This is a genomic window from Paenibacillus taichungensis, from assembly GCF_003287275.1.
Lineage (GTDB): Bacteria > Bacillota > Bacilli > Paenibacillales > Paenibacillaceae > Paenibacillus > Paenibacillus taichungensis_A.
The window spans coordinates 17,440-38,361 of the sequence record NZ_QEVW01000012.1 but is presented as its reverse complement, the minus strand read 5'-3'; the positions used below and the strand labels follow the sequence as shown (position 1 = coordinate 38,361).

Annotated in this window: 20 protein-coding genes; all 20 read left to right on the top strand. The window is 46.6% G+C overall.

The window, feature by feature from the left end:
- The first annotated feature begins 7 nt into the window (after positions 1 to 7).
- The 20 genes from DC345_RS18370 (at position 8) to DC345_RS18275 (ending at position 20,907) form a co-directional block, all read left to right on the top strand.
- Complete coding sequence (locus DC345_RS18370) at positions 8 to 1,048, top strand: ABC transporter ATP-binding protein (RefSeq protein WP_113054292.1); 1,041 nt, start codon at positions 8 to 10, stop codon at positions 1,046 to 1,048.
- A gap of 14 nt (positions 1,049 to 1,062) precedes the next feature.
- Positions 1,063 to 2,226, top strand: coding sequence for an extracellular solute-binding protein (locus tag DC345_RS18365; protein ID WP_113054291.1), 1,164 nt, complete (start codon positions 1,063 to 1,065; stop codon positions 2,224 to 2,226).
- Positions 2,223 to 3,062 (top strand): ABC transporter permease, encoded by an 840-nt coding sequence (locus tag DC345_RS18360; protein WP_064637527.1) that lies wholly within the window; start codon positions 2,223 to 2,225, stop codon positions 3,060 to 3,062. Before DC345_RS18365 ends, DC345_RS18360 begins: the two co-directional genes overlap by 4 nt.
- A gap of 184 nt (positions 3,063 to 3,246) precedes the next feature.
- Positions 3,247 to 3,786, top strand: coding sequence for a glycerol-3-phosphate responsive antiterminator (locus DC345_RS18355; protein WP_064637529.1), 540 nt, complete (start codon positions 3,247 to 3,249; stop codon positions 3,784 to 3,786).
- Positions 3,787 to 3,930: 144 nt separating this feature from the next.
- Positions 3,931 to 4,644: a glycerophosphodiester phosphodiesterase gene (locus DC345_RS18350; RefSeq protein WP_113054290.1), complete on the top strand. Its 714-nt coding sequence runs from the start codon at positions 3,931 to 3,933 to the stop codon at positions 4,642 to 4,644.
- An 18-nt stretch (positions 4,645 to 4,662) separates the two neighbouring features.
- On the top strand, positions 4,663 to 5,496 hold the full coding sequence (locus tag DC345_RS18345; protein WP_113054289.1) for an HAD-IIA family hydrolase: 834 nt from the start codon (positions 4,663 to 4,665) through the stop codon (positions 5,494 to 5,496).
- Positions 5,497 to 5,534: 38 nt separating this feature from the next.
- The gene (locus DC345_RS18340; protein ID WP_181586639.1) at positions 5,535 to 6,371 is read left to right on the top strand and encodes a metallophosphoesterase family protein; all 837 of its coding nucleotides are present in this window, start codon (positions 5,535 to 5,537) and stop codon (positions 6,369 to 6,371) included.
- A gap of 24 nt (positions 6,372 to 6,395) precedes the next feature.
- The gene (locus tag DC345_RS18335) at positions 6,396 to 7,484 is read left to right on the top strand and encodes an ABC transporter ATP-binding protein (protein WP_113054287.1); all 1,089 of its coding nucleotides are present in this window, start codon (positions 6,396 to 6,398) and stop codon (positions 7,482 to 7,484) included.
- Positions 7,481 to 8,353: a carbohydrate ABC transporter permease gene (locus DC345_RS18330; RefSeq protein ID WP_113054286.1), complete on the top strand. Its 873-nt coding sequence runs from the start codon at positions 7,481 to 7,483 to the stop codon at positions 8,351 to 8,353. Before DC345_RS18335 ends, DC345_RS18330 begins: the two co-directional genes overlap by 4 nt.
- Before the next feature lie 18 nt (positions 8,354 to 8,371).
- Positions 8,372 to 9,196 (top strand): carbohydrate ABC transporter permease, encoded by an 825-nt coding sequence (locus DC345_RS18325; RefSeq protein ID WP_064637538.1) that lies wholly within the window; start codon positions 8,372 to 8,374, stop codon positions 9,194 to 9,196.
- A gap of 24 nt (positions 9,197 to 9,220) precedes the next feature.
- Positions 9,221 to 10,531: an ABC transporter substrate-binding protein gene (locus tag DC345_RS18320; protein ID WP_113054285.1), complete on the top strand. Its 1,311-nt coding sequence runs from the start codon at positions 9,221 to 9,223 to the stop codon at positions 10,529 to 10,531.
- A 226-nt stretch (positions 10,532 to 10,757) separates the two neighbouring features.
- Positions 10,758 to 11,276 (top strand): hypothetical protein, encoded by a 519-nt coding sequence (locus DC345_RS18315; protein WP_113054284.1) that lies wholly within the window; start codon positions 10,758 to 10,760, stop codon positions 11,274 to 11,276.
- 180 nt (positions 11,277 to 11,456) lie between these two features.
- Positions 11,457 to 12,197 carry a type I methionyl aminopeptidase gene (gene map, locus DC345_RS18310; RefSeq protein ID WP_063568306.1) on the top strand — a complete coding sequence of 247 codons (741 nt, stop codon included), beginning with the start codon at positions 11,457 to 11,459 and terminating at the stop codon, positions 12,195 to 12,197.
- A gap of 164 nt (positions 12,198 to 12,361) precedes the next feature.
- Positions 12,362 to 13,567, top strand: a complete 1,206-nt coding sequence (locus tag DC345_RS18305) for a phosphoenolpyruvate hydrolase family protein (protein WP_113054540.1) — start codon at positions 12,362 to 12,364, stop codon at positions 13,565 to 13,567.
- A gap of 143 nt (positions 13,568 to 13,710) precedes the next feature.
- Complete coding sequence (locus DC345_RS18300; RefSeq protein WP_113054283.1) at positions 13,711 to 14,928, top strand: Tm-1-like ATP-binding domain-containing protein; 1,218 nt, start codon at positions 13,711 to 13,713, stop codon at positions 14,926 to 14,928.
- A 23-nt stretch (positions 14,929 to 14,951) separates the two neighbouring features.
- On the top strand, positions 14,952 to 15,782 hold the full coding sequence (locus tag DC345_RS18295; RefSeq protein ID WP_113054282.1) for a phosphoenolpyruvate hydrolase family protein: 831 nt from the start codon (positions 14,952 to 14,954) through the stop codon (positions 15,780 to 15,782).
- A 164-nt stretch (positions 15,783 to 15,946) separates the two neighbouring features.
- Complete coding sequence (locus DC345_RS18290; protein ID WP_113054281.1) at positions 15,947 to 17,770, top strand: cache domain-containing sensor histidine kinase; 1,824 nt, start codon at positions 15,947 to 15,949, stop codon at positions 17,768 to 17,770.
- The gene (locus DC345_RS18285) at positions 17,748 to 18,515 is read left to right on the top strand and encodes a response regulator transcription factor (RefSeq protein ID WP_113054280.1); all 768 of its coding nucleotides are present in this window, start codon (positions 17,748 to 17,750) and stop codon (positions 18,513 to 18,515) included. The genes DC345_RS18290 and DC345_RS18285 overlap by 23 nt, the downstream gene beginning before the upstream one ends.
- Before the next feature lie 93 nt (positions 18,516 to 18,608).
- Entirely contained in the window at positions 18,609 to 19,916 is a 1,308-nt protein-coding gene (locus DC345_RS18280) for an ABC transporter substrate-binding protein (RefSeq protein WP_113054279.1), read from the top strand.
- A gap of 106 nt (positions 19,917 to 20,022) precedes the next feature.
- Positions 20,023 to 20,907, top strand: a complete 885-nt coding sequence (locus DC345_RS18275) for a carbohydrate ABC transporter permease (protein WP_076289323.1) — start codon at positions 20,023 to 20,025, stop codon at positions 20,905 to 20,907.
- Positions 20,908 to 20,922 lie beyond the last annotated feature (15 nt).

Below are 20,922 nucleotides of genomic sequence, written 5' to 3'. Positions count from 1 at the left end.
CAGAAGTATGCAGTTGTCTGTACGAGAGTTAGCCAAACGTTACAAAACGGGTGACGGGGTCAGCGGTATCAACATCGATATCGAAAAAGGCGAACTGGTCACCCTTCTTGGTCCCTCTGGGTGCGGGAAAACTACCGTATTACGGAGCATCGGCGGATTTCTCGAACCGGACTCTGGTGACATTTTGATCGAGGGCAAGAGTGTCATTCAACTGCCACCGGAGAAACGGCCGACCTCAATGGTGTTCCAGAGCTATAATTTATGGTCGCATATGTCGGTATACGACAATCTGGCGTTTGGCCTGAAGATCCGCAAAATGCCGAAGGAAGAGATCCGCACAGCGGTCGAGGATGCGCTCAAGCTGGTCCGACTGTCGGGTTTCGAGAAGAAATATCCGGCCGAGCTTTCGGGTGGACAGCAGCAGCGGGTTGCGCTGGCTCGGTCGCTGCTGCTGAATCCGGCGGTACTGCTGTTGGACGAGCCTTTCTCGGCGCTGGACGCCAAGCTGCGGCACGAAATGCGTGAGGAGCTGCGTGAGATCCAAATGAAGACAGGGCTGACAATGGTCTTTGTCACGCATGATCAGGAAGAAGCACTGTCGTTGTCCGACCGCATTATCGTCATGAATCACGGACGCATCGAGCAGATTGCTCATCCTCAGCAGATTTATGATGAGCCTGCTTCATTATATGTCGCCGGTTTTATAGGCAAAATGAATTTCCTTAAGGGGGTGGCGGAAGGGGAGAGCATCCGGATTGGACATCTTAGCCTGCCGAACGAGAAAGGGTTAAGCGGACAGGTGACGGCTGCGGTCCGACCAGAAGACGTACAGGTGAGCAGTACTACGATGGGTGAAGGTACACTGGCGGGCAAGGTCAAGCAGGTAATGATTCTTGGACATTACGCCGAAGTTACCGTGGAACTGGTGGAATTCGGCATTATACGTGCTTTTCTGAACAAGGAATTGGTTGTGCAGCTGCAGGTAGGAAAAGACGTCGGCGTCTCGATCTCGAAAATGACCGGATTTCCGGTCGATGAATCGAACTGAGGAGGATGAATGATATGCGTATGAAAAAGCCATTTTTATCATTGTTGACTGTTGTGGGATTATCAGTGTCATTGCTGGCAGGGTGTGGAAACGGAAGCGAGGTTAAAAGTACCACCACCGGGGGGAACGCTGCTGCATCGAGCGATCCGGTGAAATTTAACTTCTACTTTACGGGCTCTCAGAACGTCAAGGATCTGTGGGATTCACTGGAGCCAATGTTTGAGAAACAGCATCCGGATATCGACGTGAATTTGGTCTATATCCCGTCCGGTACTGGCGCTGAGCCGACCTACGACCGGATCGTGGCCGCCAAGAAAGCGGGTAAGGGCTCAGGAGACATTGATCTGTACGAGGACGGAATCACCTCCGTCGCGCAGGGCACAAAGGATGGTGTTTGGGAGCAACTGAACGCGAAAGACATTCCTAACCTGAGCAAAGTCAACACAGACACGATGAAGGACGTGGACAACTTCGCTGTTCCGTATCGCTCGTCCGCCGTGGTTCTGGCCTATGACAGCAGCAAAATCTCCAATCCACCAACTACGCTGGACGAGCTGTTGCAATGGATCAAAGCCAATCCTGAGCAGTTCGCCTACAATGACCCATCAACGGGTGGTTCCGGCAGCTCGTTCGTCCAGACGATTGTCTACAAGGACCTGCCGGAAGAAGACATCCACAACTCTGATCCGGCGATTATGGAGAAGTGGGACGGCGGTTTCGACACGCTCAAAGAAATCGGACCGTATGTCTATGGGCAGGGAATCTATCCGAAGAAAAACCAGGGCACGCTGGATCTACTGATGAATGGCGAAGTATCCTTAATTCCGGCCTGGTCCGACATGGTGTTGCAGCAGCTGAACGAAGGTTTGTTGCCGGATACAATTAAGATGCAGCAGATCACGCCGGGCTTCAACGGGGGACCAACATACCTGATGGTCAACCAGGAGTCGGACAAGAAGGAAGCGATCAATGAATTCCTGAACTTTGTACTGTCCCCTGAAGCTCAGGAAGTGATCGTTGACAAAATGAATGGTTTCCCAGGCATTGAACTCTCCAACATGTCACAGGAAATGCAGAATAAATTCGACGGTGTGGCAGAAGGCTTCCGTACGTTCAACATCGGGGATCTGGGCACGGAAATTAACAAACGCTGGCAGAGCGACGTTGCTGCGAAATGAGTAAGGAAGCTAGACAGTCGATCACAGGCCTGGCGATGGTGCTCCCCTCCTTCGCTATCCTGTTGATCGTCGTCATTATTCCGATTGTTCAATCTTTCATCATGAGCCTAAGCAACGGTTCAGGCGGATACGATCTAAGCCGTTATACCTATCTGTTCACAGATAAGGGGATGCGAAGCAATATCGTATTTACACTTAAGGTGACTGCCATTACGTGTGTTGCCGTGATCTTGGTCAGCTACACGTTGGCGATTTATATGCGCTTCAACCAGGGGCCGATCGTTAATCTGATTCGTAAAACGTACATGATTCCGCTGTTCATCCCTGGTGTCATCGCAACTTATGGTTTAATCAACTTGCTTGGCAATCATGGTTGGCTCGCCCGAATGCTTGAAGTGGTCGGAATCACGCTGCCACGCATCATTTTTGACGAGAAAGGGATTATCATCGCCAACCTATGGTTCAACATTCCATTTACGACAATGCTGCTCAGTTCCGCGCTGTCGGGCATTCCTTCATCGATCATTGAGAGTGCAAAGGATGTGGGTGTAGGCAGGCTGACGCTGTTTACCCGGTTTATTTTCCCGCTGTCGTACAAGACATTCCTTGTTGCCCTGACCTTTGTCTTCATGGGGGTTATTGGCTCTTTCACTGCGCCTTATCTGATCGGAGCCAACTCTCCGCAGATGCTTGGTGTTTCCATGCAGCAGGTCTTCAGCGTTTTCCAGGAGCGTGAACAAGCCGCAGCGATTGCTTTCTTCTCATTCCTGCTCTGCTCGGTGCTGGGTGCTTTCTACATCCGGTCAATGGCGGAAGAGGAGAAGGCGAAAATTTAGACGGGGTGTCAAAAGCCGAAGTGCTCCTTTATAGGGGGCGCTTTTTTTTGATGGGAAAACAGGATCACGACTTTCTCTATTTGACAAAGGTGAAAATTAACAACCCGTTTACATCACAATGATACATAACGAATACTTTAGCTTTAACATTTAAGAAGACAAACGAGGGAACGAGGACTGACTCATGAATAATTATCCCATCATAGCCTCCATTACGACAGATGAACAAATTTCACGAGCTATAGCAAGCGATGTGCAGCGAGTTATTCTGATGACAGGTAACATTACCAATCTGGGTTCAATCATAGAGAGTCTGCATCAAAGTGGCAAACAGGCATATGTGCATACCGAGATGGTGTCGGGGATTGGACGAGATGCCTCAGCAATTCAATATCTTGCAGATGTGTTCAACATCGACGGGATCGTGACGACAAAGAGCAACGCAGTTTCTGCGGCCAAGCAAGCGGGAATATTAAGCATTCAGCGCATATTCGCCATTGATACGGCAGCAATAACGACAGCGGTTCGTATGATTATGAGCTATAAGCCTGATGAGGTTGAACTGATGCCGGGGTTGATGCCTCGAGTCATCCAAGAACTAAAAGAACGAATCTCGCAGCCATTGATTGTGGGTGGCCTTATCCGGTATGAGGAAGAAATACAACAAGCATTAAAGAGCGGGGCAGATTTTGTTTCAGTAGGCCATGAGAAATTCTGGAATTAATTAATTTCATACATTTATCCTTGGGTGGAGACGACGAGAAAACCCGGTGGTAAGTAAATCAATACAACCTTGATGTTGAAGGAGGGTGATTTGCTGCTGGGTTTTTTGTGTTGTCCAAAAATATATAACAGGAGGTAACAGAGCATGATCATTCAAGCAGTTGCTCATCGCGGCTATCCAAGTAAGTATCCTGAAAATACAATGTCTTCCTTTTTAAAGGCGGTAGAGCTTGGTTTCACACATCTCGAACTGGATGTTCATCTCAGCAAGGATGGAATTCCAGTGGTGATTCATGACCATACGCTTGACCGCATGACAAATGGAACAGGCAGAGTGGCTGATTATACTGCTTCGGAGCTGCAATCTTTACAAATCAGGCAAGATGAACATATTCCAACCCTTGAAGAGGTGCTGCGTGCTTTGAAGGGTAAGATTCAACTTAACATTGAGCTTAAGCAGATGGGAAGCTATTACCCTCTTTTGGAGAAAAGGGTGCTTGAAGTTATCGAGGAATTGAGCATGCTGGATCAGGTGGTCATTACGTCATTTGATTTCGATGCCCTGGAGAAGATCAGGGAACGATCTGGCGATGTGCGTATCGGTCTCATTACCTTCGGCTGTTCGAAAGCTATTCTGGACTGGTCATTAGAGATAGGTGCGACGTTCTTGTCCATACACCATGCTTTTGTGACCGAGCATTACATTCATCAATGCAAAGAATTAGGAATCCAGTTGATGGCGTGGACAATCAACGAGACTTCCGTCATGAAAAAATTTCAGGAGTATCCGTCCGTATGGATCTGCACTGACGAACTGGAAAGCTTCATCGATGTATTGGAGTTGTCCAGCTCATTGTGAGCGGGCAGGATTAACGTCATGGAAGATGTATATGCTTACGATGCTTATTGCTTTGATTTGGACGGGACGATCTATATTGGCCAGATGAGGCTTCCTGGCGTGAATAGCTTCATAAACAACTTGCGTTCACGAGGCAAGCGCCTGTTGTTCCTTACCAATACTCCCGTTCATACCAAGGAAGATTGCTACCAACGGCTGCTGAGTTTGGGCATTTCGTGCCAGCCTGATGAAATTCTGACTGCAGGTTACCTGTCGGGAATGTATTTTGCAGAGCATGCGCCGGACGCCAAGGTGCTGGTTGTAGGTGAGGAGGCTTTGCGGAGGGAACTTCGGGCACTTGGGATAGCCATGACCGAAGATCCATATCAATCAACACATGTGTTAGTCGGAATGGATCGGGGATTTAACTACGATAAGCTCCATCTGGCGGCCAAAGCAGTTCGGCACGGAGCGGCTCTGCTTGCAACTAATCCGGACAACTGTTGTCCCGTTCAAGGGGATATCATTCCGGATACAGGAGCCATTCTAAGCTCGATTGAGGCGGCCAGCCAGCGGAAAGCATCGGTCGTGATTGGCAAGCCTTCCCGCTATTATGCAGAGAAGGCACTTCAACTATTGGATGTGGATCGCAGCAGATGCCTCATGATAGGTGATCGGCTGGAAACAGATATTTTATTTGGACAGCAAAATGGAATGAAGACTGCGCTCGTGCTTACGGGGATCTCTTCAAAAGAGGATATCGGAAAGACAGATATCGTTCCGGATTATATATGGCCTTCATTTAACGAATTCATCATGGAGCAGCAGGTCTATCCAAAGCCTTCCAATGTGATGCATGTGGAGAAGGCTTGAACCACAAGGTATACAAAATAAAGATGGAGGTGGCGTTTATGCGTCTGGCATTACTTGGTGATCTTCACTATTCAAGCATGAGTCACGGGACGGAAGAAATGAGGGCTGCAAGAGTCCGGGCATATGAGCATATGTTCAAGGCTTTTCTGAAGGAGGATGCGGACTATCATATCTCAATTGGTGATTTAACGCATGAAGGAACGGCTCAGGAACTTCGATCCATTTTCTCCATGCTTGCAAAAAGTGAACGGGAATTCATTCATGTGCTGGGTAATCATGATACGTATTCGCTGCCAAAGCATGAAATTTCCATGATAACAGGTCAGGTGCGCTACCGGGCTATTGATACGCCTCACGTCAGGTTGATTTTTATGGATACTGCCCAGGAAATGAACCGAGAGGATTGGGGAGGGGAGCTAGACGAAGAGCAGCTGACATGGATTAAAGGCCAAATTGCCGATTCACATGAAAAGCAAGTACTCGTCTTCGGGCATCATCCGGTATTTGATACGACTGCGCGCTCGACATTAGATAAGCTTTACATCCGCCCCCAGGATGAACTGAGGAGCATATTCAACAGTCGACCGGAAGGTGGAATCTATTTTTGCGGACATAACCACATGAATTCCATCGTTAAGCAAGGAGCATGGCATTATGTACAGACTGCAGCTTGTCTCGATGTACCAGCATACCGCGTTATTGAAGTTCATGAGGGTGAAGTAATAATAACTCACCAACGTATGCTGGATACTGATCTCAGTAATGATATTCAGAGTTTTTGTCTTGATACGCCCGGCTTTGGACCTGTTGCTAATGCATTGGGTGAAGAAAACGACCTTATCTTATCCGTTCGAATAGCATCGGCCGCACAATAATGTGAAGAAAAAGGAGGGAATGTCGTGGCTCAAATTGTATTAAAGCAGATCGAAAAAAGCTTCAAGCAGGACAAAGTTATCGAAGGTCTCGATCTGACCATTGAGGATGGTTCCTTTACGGTATTGGTCGGCCCGTCCGGCTGTGGAAAATCGACGACACTCCGCATGATTGCAGGACTTGAGAAAGAAACGGGTGGTGAAATTTGGATTGGGGACCATCGTGTCAATGAGGTAGAGCCGGGCAAGCGTAATGTGGCGATGGTATTTCAAAACTATGCATTATATCCAATGATGACAGTTAAGGAAAACATTGAGTTTGGATTAGTAAATCGCAAGGTGCCTCGGCCCGAACGTGAGCGACTGATCAAGGAGATCACCGAGGTCGTCGGCCTGGCAGAGTATTTGCATAAGAAACCCCAAGCTCTGTCCGGAGGTCAACGCCAGCGGGTTGCCTTGGCTCGGGCCATGGTTAAAAGTCCCGCAGTCTTCCTGATGGACGAGCCATTATCGAATCTGGATGCCAAGCTACGCCATCAGATGCGCACGGAACTGATTCAGCTTCACAAACGGCTGGGCGCAACCTTTGTTTTTGTAACTCATGACCAGGTTGAGGCCATGTCCATGGGAGATCGCATCGTCATCATGAATAAAGGGCGTATTCAACAAGCAGACAGTCCTATGAAAATCTACAATGATCCGGATAATGTTTTCACAGCGCAGTTTATCGGTACACCGCCGATGAATGTGATTAATCGTGAACGTATCCTGCCTTTTTGGAATGGGCAGCTTCATGATGATATTGGCCATATTGGCTTTCGACCAGAGAAAGCAACGATGACGCTTGAAAACAGACCGCAGACCGGGCATATTCAGTTCTCAGCCCATATCATGACACGCGAGACACTGGGAGCAGAGATCATCTATCAACTGGATTCCGCGCTTGGACTTATCGCCGTGAAGAGCTTCTTGAAACCGTTGGAGTCAGCTTTCGAGGTAAACATCATCGTGTCTATGCAGGATCTGTACTATTTTGATCGGAACGGTGTGCGTGCTCGTCAGCATGAGCTGTCCGAAACGGGAGAGCTGATTGTCCTGGGAGGAGGATATTCATGACTGTCTGGTCCAAGCTCCGTCCCTATGTATTGGTGGCTCCCTCCATCACAGTATTCTCCATTTTTTTCCTTTATCCAATCTTCTATATGATCTTCTTAAGCTTTTACAACTGGGATTTTATTAATCCTGTCAAAGAGTTCGTAGGATTCAATAACTTTGTTGAATTATTTAAGGATAGTGCATTTCTTCAGGTGTTAAGCAATTCCTTGAACTATACGCTTCTTTCCGTATCCTTATCCATTGTGATTTCACTTCTGCTTGCGATCTGGCTGAATCGGGAAGGGGCATGGTACGGGTTTGTTCAGGGTGCGCTTTTCAGTCCACATATTGTTTCACTTGTATCGGTCTCCCTGGTGTGGATGTGGCTGATGGATCCCAAATTCGGATTGCTTAACGGTTTGCTTGATATGGTTGGTTTGCCTAAACTGGCATGGCTGAGTAGTCCAGACAGTTCATTACTGTCGCTTGTGCTTGTTTCGGTCTGGAAAGGCGTGGGCTATAACGCCCTCATCTTCATCGCGGGCCTCCAAAGCATTTCCAGGGATGTGTATGAAGCCTCAGCGCTGGACGAGGCCAATTGGTGGCGCAAATTCTACAAAATTACGCTTCCCATGCTTTCGCCGACACTATTCTTCTTAATCATCATTAATCTGATCAGTTCATTCCAGGTGTTTGAGACCATTGCCATTATGACAAACGGGGGTCCAATCAATTCAACCAATACGCTCGTCTTTTACATCTACGAGTATGGATTCCGCTATTTCAAGATCGGTTATGTATCGGCAGCAGGAGTTATACTGCTCGTTGTCGTTGGTCTGCTTACGCTAGTCTACTTCAAGTTGCTGAGCCGCAAGGTTCACTACCAATAGAGAGGAGAAGGGGAATTTATGGCAAGGAAGTCATTGCTACGTACGCTCAATATTACTGCCACAATAGCATTGGTTGCGATTTTTGCTATCCCTTTTCTATGGATGATTTCAACATCTTTGAAGTCTTACCCGGAGACGGTAATTTTTCCACCCAAGTGGATTCCCTCCAAGGTGATGTGGAGCAATTTCCAAGCGGCGTGGGAATCGGGGCCTTTTTTGAAATATCTAATGAACAGCGTTGTTGTATCGGTCAGCATACTCGTTCTTCAATTCACGACGATAATATTGGCAGCCTATGCTTTTGCAAGATACTCCTTCAAAGGAGACAAGCTGTTATTCGGGATTACGATGGTGACCTTGATGATTCCTGGTCAGCTCATTTTCCTACCTGTGTATTTGTTGATGAGCAAGTGGGGACTTATTAACAATTTGCTGGCACTCATTCTGCCCTTCTCTTCCAGTGCCTTTGGCATATTCATGCTCAGGCAGTCATTCAAGCAAGTACAGGAAGAGCTTATTGAAGCTGCGCGACTTGACCAGGCGCCGGAATGGAAGATCATTCTTAAGATTATGGTGCCAATGGCGCGTCCAACGTTAGTAACATTCGCATTGTTCAGCTTCATTGCACACTGGAATGATTATTTCTGGCCGCTCGTGATGACAACCTCCGATGCAGCAAGAACGCTTCCGATCGGGATCTCTAAGCTGCGCGAGGTTGACGGAGGAGCTGCCTGGCATATTTTGATGGCTGGAAACATGATTTTGGTCGTTCCGATTCTTATTGTTTTCTTATTTGGACAACGTCAAATTATTAAAGCATTTGTCTATTCGGGTGTTAAATAATCAGATTAACAGGAGGGTTTATTCATGAAAAAATTTGGATCTGTTTTGTTAGCGGCAACGCTTGCGCTTACTCTTTCAGCTTGTGGTGCTTCCAACTCTGATGGTTCAACCGGCGCTGCTTCCGGTAGCAATTCCAATGATACGGCCAACAAACCAATAGAGATTACATATTGGTACTCATGGGGAGACAAGATCGCCGAGAACAATGAGAACTTGGTTAAGATGTTTAATGAATCCCAAGATGAAGTGATCGTGAAGGCGGAATATCAAGGGACGTATGCAGATCAGCATTCAAAGGCACAGGCTGCTTTTGCAGCGGGCAATGCCCCCGAAGTATGGCAAAATGAAATTGCTTCAGTGGGTGTGTTTGCCGAATCAGGCATGACGCAGGAGTTGACTTCTTTTGTTGAGAAGGACCAGCTGGATATGGAAGATTTCATTCAAGGGCTAATGGGAAATTCCTATGTGAATGGAAAACTATATGCTCTCCCGTATTTACGCAGCACCCCGATTCTGTACTTTAATCGTACGATGCTGAAGGAGGCGGGACTGGATCCTGCTGGACCCAAGAATTGGGCAGAATTTGAAGATTATGCACGCAAGCTAACGATTAAGGATCAGCGTTACGGTATCTCGATGCCTGTCGATATTTGGCTTTATGAAGCTTTTGTAAGGCAGAGTGGGGGCACGATGATCAGCGAGGACGGAAAAAGTGCGGCATTTGATAATGAAACCGGCATTGAACCTGTGAAGCTGTGGCTCAAGATGAAGGATGAAGGTACTATGAGCATCGGTACGACCGATGATGCGGGTACGCAAGCCAAAACGGATTTCCACAATCAGCGTTCAGCGATGCTGTTCTCCTCCACTGCGGATCTGACCAATAATATGAAGGTTGCAGAAGAGCAGGGCTTTGAACTTGGAACGACATTTATGCCTGCAAATGATACGTTTGGAGTGCCGACAGGCGGTGCCAACCTAGTTATGACTTCTGGCTTGACTCCAGAAAAGCAGGAAGCGGCGTGGAAGTTTATCAAGTGGATGACCTCCAAAGAACAAACGATTTATGCAAGCTCCTTCACGGGCTATTTGCCTAGCCGAATCAGTGCAGTGGAGAGCGATGAAATGAAGAAGCTTTATGAGGAAAAGCCACTGTTCAAGGTGGCGGTAGACCAACTGGAATATGCGGGTCCACGTCCAATGCAGAAGGTTTATCCAGAGATTGGTGAGATGATCAAGAATGAGATTCTTCGTGCGGTTGTTGATTCTTCCGTTTCGGCAGAGGCCGCTGTAGCTGAAGCGGCGAAGAAGGCCAATGCCTTGCTGAATAAGTAGAGTTAGCATTTAAAGAGACCAAAGAGCTAAGCGGCATATGTCCCGCTTAGCTCTTTGCTTTTGTTGGTGGTGGGCTCCGCGAGATTTGTAGTTATATTTCCACTGCTATCATTTAATTTGATGAATTGACCTATAGCGAATACCGCACGTATGTCTCATTCGCACAGGCAAGTAGTCCACTTCTTGCGTAAACTGAAGTAGATTCAGTAGAGCGAGGTGAAAATCCATGGCTAAAACCAATGAAATACGCCTAAAGGCAAAGCGGTATAAGGCCCGGCCCGTCTGCGTGACTCTTCATAGTGGTGAAACGTACATCGGTTACATTTCTGACGTGAATAGCGGAGGCGTGGTGCTTACCGGGGGAGGAAAGTTATCCAACACGGTGGCCACAGCGGACAGTTCCCCGCGTTCCAAAAGAAAGGGCGTTTCACGCAACAAAAACGGTCGTTCTCAGAACCGGAAACGGGTAAATGGTACACGTAAACCGTCTACCCGCTCGCGCGCAGTATCACGTGCGCAGGTTTCGTCCTTTCTACCGATGATGGGCTCGCTGTTTGGCGGGCTTGGTGGTGCGGCTTCGGCTGGAGGCATACTTGGCGGCGGCATGCGGCTATTCGGCATGATCCAGCAATTCATGCCGGTCATGAAAATGGGCTACGGCATGATCAAATCCATCCATCCATTTATGGGTGCCGTCAAAGGTCTGATGGCTCCGCCGAGTCAGGCCGGAGAAGAAGAGGTATAATGCGATATTCAGCCCCTTTGAAGACGGAAGGGGCTTTTCTTTTTTAGTGTCAATGTGTTATTGATAAATTGAGTTTCTAAAAAAAGTTGCGAAGCTTTGACCATTTGGATATGATTATCTAATTGATTGTTTCAGCTTATATATTTAATTGATGATAAAAGATAGTGAGGTCAGAAAACAATGATTGCAAAAACAGAAGAAGACTTTAATGGTTTGAAGGAAATTGGCAGAATTGTTGCCTTTATCAGAGATGAATTGGTACAAAGAACAGTTCCTGGCATAACGACGAAGGAACTTGATGATATAGCTGGAGAGCTTTTTGAGAAAGAAGGCGCAGTCTCAGCTCCAAAAAGTGCATATAATTTTCCTGGCTATACTTGCATTAGTGTTAATGAAGAAGTGGCACATGGTATTCCGGGGCAACGGGTTATTCAAGAAGGAGATCTAGTCAATATAGATGTCTCTGGCTCGAAAAACAGTTATTTCGCAGATACAGGAATCTCGTTTGTAGTAGGCGAAGGAGAAGAAGTGTTAACGAAAATATGCGACGTTGCTAAGCTAGCATTTGAAGCAGGTCTTAAAAAAGCAAAACCTGGTTCCAAAAAAAGCGGCATCGGAAAAGCGGTATTCCTAACAGCAAAACAGCATGGATTAACCGTAATTAAAAACCTTACAGGACATGGTGTTGGACGTAACATACACGAAGCACCTGACCATATTTATAATTATAACGATACATCGGATGATGAGTTATTAAAAGAAGGCATGGTTATTGCATTCGAACCATTTATCTCAACTTTAGAAGAACAAGTGTATCAAAAAGAAGACGAATGGACCTTTGCTACAGAAAAAAGCTATGTAGCTCAAGTGGAACATACGATTATCCTTACTAAAAATGGTCCGATTATTGTCACACAGTAACGAATCAAGAGCATTGTCTGAGGTCGATTTCCCAACTGGGAAATCGGCTTTTTTGATGCCCCTTAACAAAACGGTTCGAGGAAGGAGGGAATGAGCTATATGGAATGATGTACAATAATAATGAGGAGCAAAAACTACAATTGTTAAATTGTGTTGAGGAGCGGATGAGTTTGAACAGAACAGTCATACTGGAGCGTCTTCAATCACAGCTGCGCGAGGGAAATCACATCATCGGTGTCTCAACTGGCACGGGCATTACAGCCAAGTATGCAGCTCAGAATGGAGCGGATTTTATATTAATGCTGAACTCCGGCAAGTTTCGCCAGATGGGGAGGAGCTCTCTTGCCGGCTTTTTGCCGTTTTGCAACAGTAATGATATGGTGATGGATTTTGCGTCAAGAGAAATTGTGCCGCTGGTGAGGCAATCTCCCGTACTCTTTGGACTGAATGCGAATGATCCAACCATAGTATTGGCTGATTATATAGAGGAAATCAAGAGGAGAGGGTTTTCGGGAGTCAACAACTATCCTACAGTTGGCCTGATAGACGGATTGTTCAGAGAGGCTCTGGAGGAAGACGGAATAAGTTATGACATTGAGGTTGAGGCTATACGCCTGGCCCATCAACAGGATTTGTTTACGGTGGCGTTCGTATTTGATGAGCTTCAGGCAGCCCAGATGATTGAAGCGGGAGCAGATGTAATCTGTGCTCATCTCGGCCTGACCGAAGGCGGGTTATTGGGTGCACGGAAGGTTGTATCCTTGGAGGCCGCCAAATCAAAGGCGCTGCGTATTTTTGATACCTGCAATCAGTTTAAGCCGAATTTGATCAAGATGATTTATGGCGGCCCGGTAAAGACGCCGGTCGATGTCCAGTACATGTATAGCGACAACACAGATATTATGGGCTATATTGGCGGTTCTTCTTTTGAACGAATTCCTTCCGAGAAGTCGATTACGGCAATTACACGCGATTTTAAACGCCTGGGTAAACTGGATGAGGACGATTTTATGGTCAAAATGCTGAAAGGTATCACCCATCATTATGATTACGTTGAGTTTGTCAAAGAGTACGTGGCGCAAAACTACAGCAGTGAAATTGTTTTTTCGGATCTGGCCAAGGTTGCTCATGTTTCCCGCAGCTATTTGAGCAGTTTGTTTAAAAAGGAGGTTGGCTGCAGCTTTCAGACCTATCTGGTGAGCTTCCGCATAAATAAAGCCGTCACGCTTCTTCATGCGCCGCAGCTTCAATTATCCGAAGTGGCCGGAATGGTTGGGTATCCCAATTACGCACAATTCAGCAAAATGTTCAAAAAGCTTAAGGGTTGCTCTCCCAAGAAGTACAGATCTAACCTAAACACAAAAACATAGAACATAAAAGCGTTTTCATAAATAAACAGGACCAGTATGATGAAGTTATAACGATCGTACTGGTTTTTCTGTTAGCCAAAAAAATCAGCTTGCTACCTGCGATCGAGCTTGGTTTCTAAAGAGTCATACGAGGAGGCCGTGGAATGAAAACAGTCGCAATCATTGGAACGTTTGATACAAAGGGTGATGAGTACCTTTACATCAAGAGCATTGCAGAGGAGCTTGGGTTGGGGACATTGATGATTCATACAGGTGTATTTGAACCGTCCTTTGTTCCGGATGTGTCCAATCAGGAAGTCGCTCACGCCGCAGGCATGATCATAGAAGAACTTGCGGCAAAGAAGGATCGGGCTTTGGCTACAGAAGTTTTGTCCATAGGATTGAAGAAGCTGGTACCACAGTTGTACAAACAGGGTAAATTTGACGGAATCATTTCCTTTGGTGGCACTGGTGGAACCTCCCTGGTCACACCTGCCATGAGAGCCCTGCCGATTGGTGTCCCTAAGGTGATGGTATCAACCGTTGCTTCTGGAAACACAGCTCCTTACGTAGGCACGTGTGATATTGTCATGATTCCGTCCGTGGTGGATGTAGCAGGGTTGAACTCAATTTCCACGAAAATATTTACAAATGCATTATTTGCGATGGCGGGCATGCTCAAGTTTGAGCATACGCACAAACCGGATAAGAAGCCGCTGGTTGCAGCGACGATGTTCGGAGTGACAACACCATGTGTGACAGCGGCAAGAAAATATATGGAGGAGCGGGGCTACGAGGTGCTTGTGTTCCACGCTACGGGCATCGGAGGGCAGTCCATGGAGGCGTTGATTGAAGCAGGCTTCATTGAAGGTGTATTGGATTTGACGACGACGGAGTGGGCGGATGAAATCATCGGCGGTGTCTTAAATGCGGGGCCGAATCGCTTGGAGGCTGCAGGCCGCAATGGTATTCCGCAGGTAGTCTCGGTGGGCGCTTTGGATATGTGCAATTTTGGGCCGAGCAATACTGTGCCGGAGAAATTCAAGGATCATAAGTTTTATCAGCATAATCCGACTGTATCTCTGATGAGAACCACGGTGGAAGAGAATGAACAGATCGGCAGGAAACTTGCGGAGAAGCTGAACATGGCAAAGGAAAAAACCGTGTTAATGCTGCCGCTTAGAGGCGTCTCCTCAATTGATGTGGAGGGGGAGCCTTTCTACGGACCGGAGGAGGACCGGATGTTGTTTGATACCCTACGTGAGCATGTCGATCACTCAATTGTTGAAGTGATTGAAATGGATTGCGCCATCAACGATCCAGCCTTTGCAGAAGCCGCAGCACAAAAGCTGATCGATCTCATGACATCAAATTCCGAATGAATCCAATAAGGAGGAAATACGAAATGAATAAGCTGAACAGATCAGAAATTATGGACAAATTTAAGGAAGAGGTAAAGCAGGGGAAAATTCTTCTAGGTGTCGGGGCAGGCACGGGCATTACGGCCAAGAGCAGTGAAGCGGGCGGAGCAGATATGTTAATCGTATATAATTCCGGTCGGTACAGAATGGCGGGCCGCGGCTCACTGGCTGGCTTGCTCTCCTATGGAGACGCTAATCAAATTGTCGTTGAGATGGGAGCCGAGGTGCTGCCTGTCGTCAAACATACGCCTGTTTTGGCAGGGGTATGCGGCACCGATCCTTTCCGAATTATGGAGGTATACCTGAAGCAGCTGAAGGAGCAGGGCTTCAGCGGAGTTCAGAACTTCCCAACCGTTGGTTTGATTGATGGGGTGTTCAGACAAAACCTGGAAGAAACCGGTATGGGGTACGATCTGGAGGTTGAAATGATCCGTGTCGCTCATGAATTGGATATGCTGACTACGCCGTATGTTTTTGATCCTGCTCAGGCAAAAGCCATGGCGGAGGCGGGGGCTGACATTTTGGTTGCGCACATGGGCTTGACGACTAAGGGCTCGATTGGTGCAAAAACAGCGCTGACTCTGGACGACTGTGTACAACGAATCGAGGCGATTATTGAAGCAGGGCGGGCTGTGAACCCGGAGATCATGATTATTTGCCACGGTGGACCCATTGCGGATCCGGAGGATGCGGCCTATGTCATTGAGAGAACGAAGGGCATCGATGGATTCTTCGGCGCATCCAGCATCGAGCGATTTGCGGCAGAGAAAGGCATTACACAGCAGACGGAGTCCTTCAAGTCGATTCGGAAATAGTAAGAACCTAACGACAGTCAATTATTTGGCTGTCGTTTTTTTATTCCATAGGAAAGAGGAGGCTCCCAACTTTTCATATAAGCGCTTACAATTTACTGTTGCGATCAACCGTAATGTTCAGTAAATTGGGAGGTATACATCGATGGGAGGGCTGAGAAATAATCATGTTGACCACATGGCTGCGACGAATAACGCCAGGCACTTTTAAACACCGAATACTATTTTCCTTTCTGTTATTCCTCCTGACGCCCATAGCCATATTATTCCTCTATAACTTCCGAGAAACGGAAGTTATGCTTCAACGGGACGCTTCGGACATTAACGTCAAGCAACTCGAAGGCATCAAAGCCGATCTTATCGATTTGATGAGTCTTGTGATGAAGACTGGGATGCTGCTGGATCAGGATTCTGTCCTCCGCGAAGTGATGCAGAAGCCGGAATTATATGATGCCATCCATCGAAAACGAATTGTGGAAAATAAATTTGCTAGTATTGAGAACAGCTTTTTCCTTACGGGAGCTACCGTATTCTACACATTGATCGATTTAAAAGGAAATGCTTACACTTCGTATACGCCAGAGAATTCTCTGAATTATGCCCACATCAGTTCCGAGCCCTGGGTACAGGAGCTGAAGAGGACCGAGGGACAGCGTTACTTATGGAAATCCAATGATTTGACGACCGGCGTTCGTGAGAGAAAAGGAAATCGGATGCTGAGCCTTTACGAAGTGCTGCGTGACGACGGGCTGAAACCCTTCGCATATGGACGTTTTAGTATCGATTATGAAGCATGGTTTCAGGAAAAAACGGAGGAAAATTCATTCGGCAGCGATGGTGAAGGGGCCTATTTTCTAATGGATGGATATGGGAGAATTATGCTTCAATCCAAGTCGGGGGATAATATACCCTCTACCGTGTCATCTGCCATTACAGCAGCAAGTCAGAGCCAAGGACAGGATAACTCCTCCCAATCCATTGTGAACAATCATATGATGTATACCTATAGCAAGATTCAAGAGCTTGACGGTTATCTTGTGAAAAAGATTCCCCTGTCCTTGTTATTTGAAGAAGTGAACAAACAAAAGCGGAGGTTCTATACCGTATATGGGGCCATCCTGCTGCTGTTTGTGCTGCTGACTTATTTCATTTCTTCAACCGTTACCGGTCCTTTAAAGCATCTTCAACGAAAGATGGAGACAACCGTTAAATTGAATTTGAAGACAAAGCTGCCGGAACAAGGAAGAGGTGAATTGCTGGCGCTAACCCGAAGCTTTAATTTTATGATCGCAGACATCAATAATCTGTTGGAACAGTTAAAGCTGGAGGAGCGGCAAAAGCAGTTCGTCCGATTTCAGGTGTTGCTTGGTCAAATGAATCCTCATTTTTTGCTGAATACGCTGAATACAATCAAGAGCATTGCACTGGATAAGGATGAAGATGAGATTTACGAGATTTGTGTATCGCTAGGAAAAATATTAGAAACTACGCTGAATTTGGAGGTTGATCTTATTCTTCTGAAGGAGGAGATTGTGCTAATTGAATCCTACATGGATATCCAACGGAAACGGTTTGGACATGGCATCGAGCTTCACTATGAAGTTTCCAGGGACCTGGAGTATGCACTGATTCCAAAATTTTGTCTGCAGCCGCTGGTAGAAAATTCGTTGATTCACGGGTTTGGACAAACACAGATTGAGGGGCGGATTGACATTCGTGCATCAATCCACCATTCGCTGCTTATTTTGGAGGTTGCGGACAATGGCATAGGAATGAAAAAATCCCAGGCGAATCAGTCCTTCCGGAAACGAAAAAGCATTGGCGTACAGAACCTTCGCGAGAGCTTGGAACTTATGTTTAAGAACCAGCCAACAGGACTTCGGATAGAGTCGACGGCGGATGGAACGCAGGTCTTCATGCATTTCCCATTATTGTTATCCAAACCATATTTGAAGGAGGGGAGCACCATTGTGGCGCACATTGATCGTTGAAGATGAACAGTACGCAAGAGCAAGCTTGCGCAAATTGTTTACAAAGGCGAATATCCCATTTGAAATTATCGGTGAGGCGGTAAATGGCGAGGAAGGTTTGCAGTTGATTCGGGATCTGCAGCCCGATGTTGTCATTTCCGACATTTTCATGCCGCTCATGGATGGCATCCGTTTACTTCAGCTCACGAGAAAGGAGGGACATGAATGCAGGTTCGTTATGTTGACGGCAGTAAGTGAATTTGAGTATGCCAGACAAGCATTGGAATACGGGGCTTCAGGTTATTTAATGAAACTTTCTCTGGATTTGAAGGAACTGAAGCAAACCATGGAAAAAGTAGCCGGAGAACTGACGAGAATGGATAAGCTTCGCCTGGCAGATAAATGGTTCCCGGATAAGACTGCCCAAGAACCAACGGATCATCCGGAACTGAACCGAATGATTACCTACATTGAGGAGCATTTCGCCGAGGATGTGACATTAAAAAGATTGGCTGAATATGTTCGCATGGATGCCAGTTATGTTAGTGACTTATTCAAGAAGAAGATGGGAATCACGATGACGCATTTTATTCAAAACCGCCGCGTTCAAGCAGCGAAAATGCTGCTGACAGAGACAGAGAAAACGGTGAGTGAAATTGGCAGGTTGGTAGGCTTCGAGAACGACAATTATTTCATTAAAATATTCAAGCGGTGGTGCGGGCTGACCCCGAACGAATACCGTAAAGAACAAAAAATCGTTCTATGAATATCCAAACACCGTTCATACCCCCAATGTCAGGCTGGTGATAAAGTTAAAGACGTAGCAAACAGCTTATCAACTCGATAAGGGGGACTGTAAATGAAATATAGAAATTGGTTAAAGGCAGCTTTGATTACGACTTTGACAGCTTCGATGCTCAGTGCATGCGGAGGGGCTAACAACGAGGGAGCGAGTGCGGGATCGGCGAATCAAAAAGCTGGTGAGACCATTAATCTCACGCTTTGGGGAGCTGTTCCTGCCGAGGCTGGACCTCAAGAAGTGATTGACAGCTGGAACAAAGAAAATCCTGACATTCAGGTCGAGTACTTCCGTTATGTAAATGATGACCCCGGCAACTTGAAGCTGGATACCGCGCTCATGACGGGTCAGGACGCAGACTTGTTCGTCAACTACACGATTAACCGTTTACAGAAACGTGTGGATGCAGGAGTCGCTTTGGATCTGAGCAACAGAACAGATTACAACATCGACGAGCAAATGGGAGTAGACGCCGCTCAATGGAAAATCGGAGATAAGTATTATGGCATTCCGACAAAGAAAAACATGTTATTCATCTGGCTTAACAAAAGCATGCTGGATGAAGCCGGTCTTCCGATTCCTCCCGTTGATTGGACATGGGATGACTTGAGGGAATATTCGAAAGCGCTAACAAAAACGAATGTGTACGGTCTTATGCAGCATGATGCTGCCTTTACCGCTGCAATCGACGGTACCATAGCGGGTCTTGGCGTAACCACGCCGGAAGGAACATCTAACTTCAATAATGATCTTTGGAAAAAGCAGCTTCAAATCGTGCATGACATGATGTTTTTGGACAAATCGACACCCGAATATGGAGAACAGGTAACAAGTAAGATGCCGGTAGACACCATGTTCCTCAAAGGGGAGGCAGCTATGTTAGCCGCAGGAGAATTTATTTTCCGCAACGCCAATAACCTGAAGGAATTTCCGCATGACTTCAAAATCGCATTCGCTACAATTCCGAAAGTATCTGCCGATCAGAAGGATTATAAATATGCTGGCGGTTTAGGGGATATGCTCTCCGTTAATGCAAAATCCAAGCATCAGGATGCGGCATGGAAATTCGCAAAGTGGTATGCGGACGGCGGAATGTTGCCGATGGCAAGCGGAGGACGCCTTCCATCCTCGAAGAGCGTTGATAACAAGCAGGCAATGGACCTGCTGCTCAAGGGTGTTGAAGACAAATACGATACAGAGTCGATGAATAGCGTTGTGTTCGGTGAGTTCCCATCATTCCAATTGAATGTACCGCAGCAAGCGCTGGATGCCCGCAAGGAAGAATACGAGAAATACTTCCTGAATGAGCAGGATATTGATACAACGCTTAAGAATATGGCCAAACGCCATCAGGAATATATCAAATAATCGAATACTGACAATATCCTTAAGAGAGAAGAAGGATTCTTCGCTTCCGTCTTCTCTCTTTGCTGTATTTAAAAAGTTCCATACGAGAAGAAAGGCGGCGTTTTCTGTGAAAAGGAACAGCTGGATTCGGAAACAAGGCTGGGTGGGCTACGTATTTATTTTGCCTAATATGCTCGGTATCCTCGCATTTTTTATTCTGCCTGCCTTGTACTCCTTCTTTATGATGTTCACGGACTATCAATTCGCCAATCCGAATTGGACGTTCACCGGATTAGATAATATCAAACGCCTTTTTGGTGATGATCAGTTCTATGCATCAATCAAATATACGATCATATTCCTGATGTCCGTTCCAGTCTCATTGGCAATTGCGTTTCTTGTTGCTCTTGTGCTTAACCGGAGTGTGTATCTGAAAGGATTGCTTAGAGGCATGTTCTTCCTGCCATATATCTCAAGCGGAGTTGCCGTTGCTTTTGTATGGATGCTTCTGTTCCAGCCATCTCAGGGGCCAATTAATGAAGTACTTCGCTTTATCGGCATTGTATCGCCTCCGGGCTGGTTTGCTGATTCGAGTTCGGCGATGTATGCCATTGACGTCGTACAAATATGGTTTATGTTAGGTTACAACATGATTATCTATTTGGCAGCCCTACAGGAGATTTCGACTGAGCAGCTTGAAGCGGCACGTATTGACGGTGCAGGGAAAGCGACTATTACATGGAGAATTGTATGGCCGCTTGTTAGTCCAACGACATTTATGCTATTGATTACCGGGCTGATAATGACGGTCAAATCCTTCTCTCTCATCCAAGCGATTACTGGCGGCGGCCCAAGCGGAAGCACCACGATTCTGTCGCTGTTCGTTTACAAAACGGCATTTAGCTATTATGAGATGGGCTATGCGTCAACCATTTCCTGGTTCCTGTTTGCGGTTATTCTCGTAATTACCATTATCCAATGGGTCGGCCAAAAACGCTGGGTCCATTACTAGAGAGGAGCTGGCTCT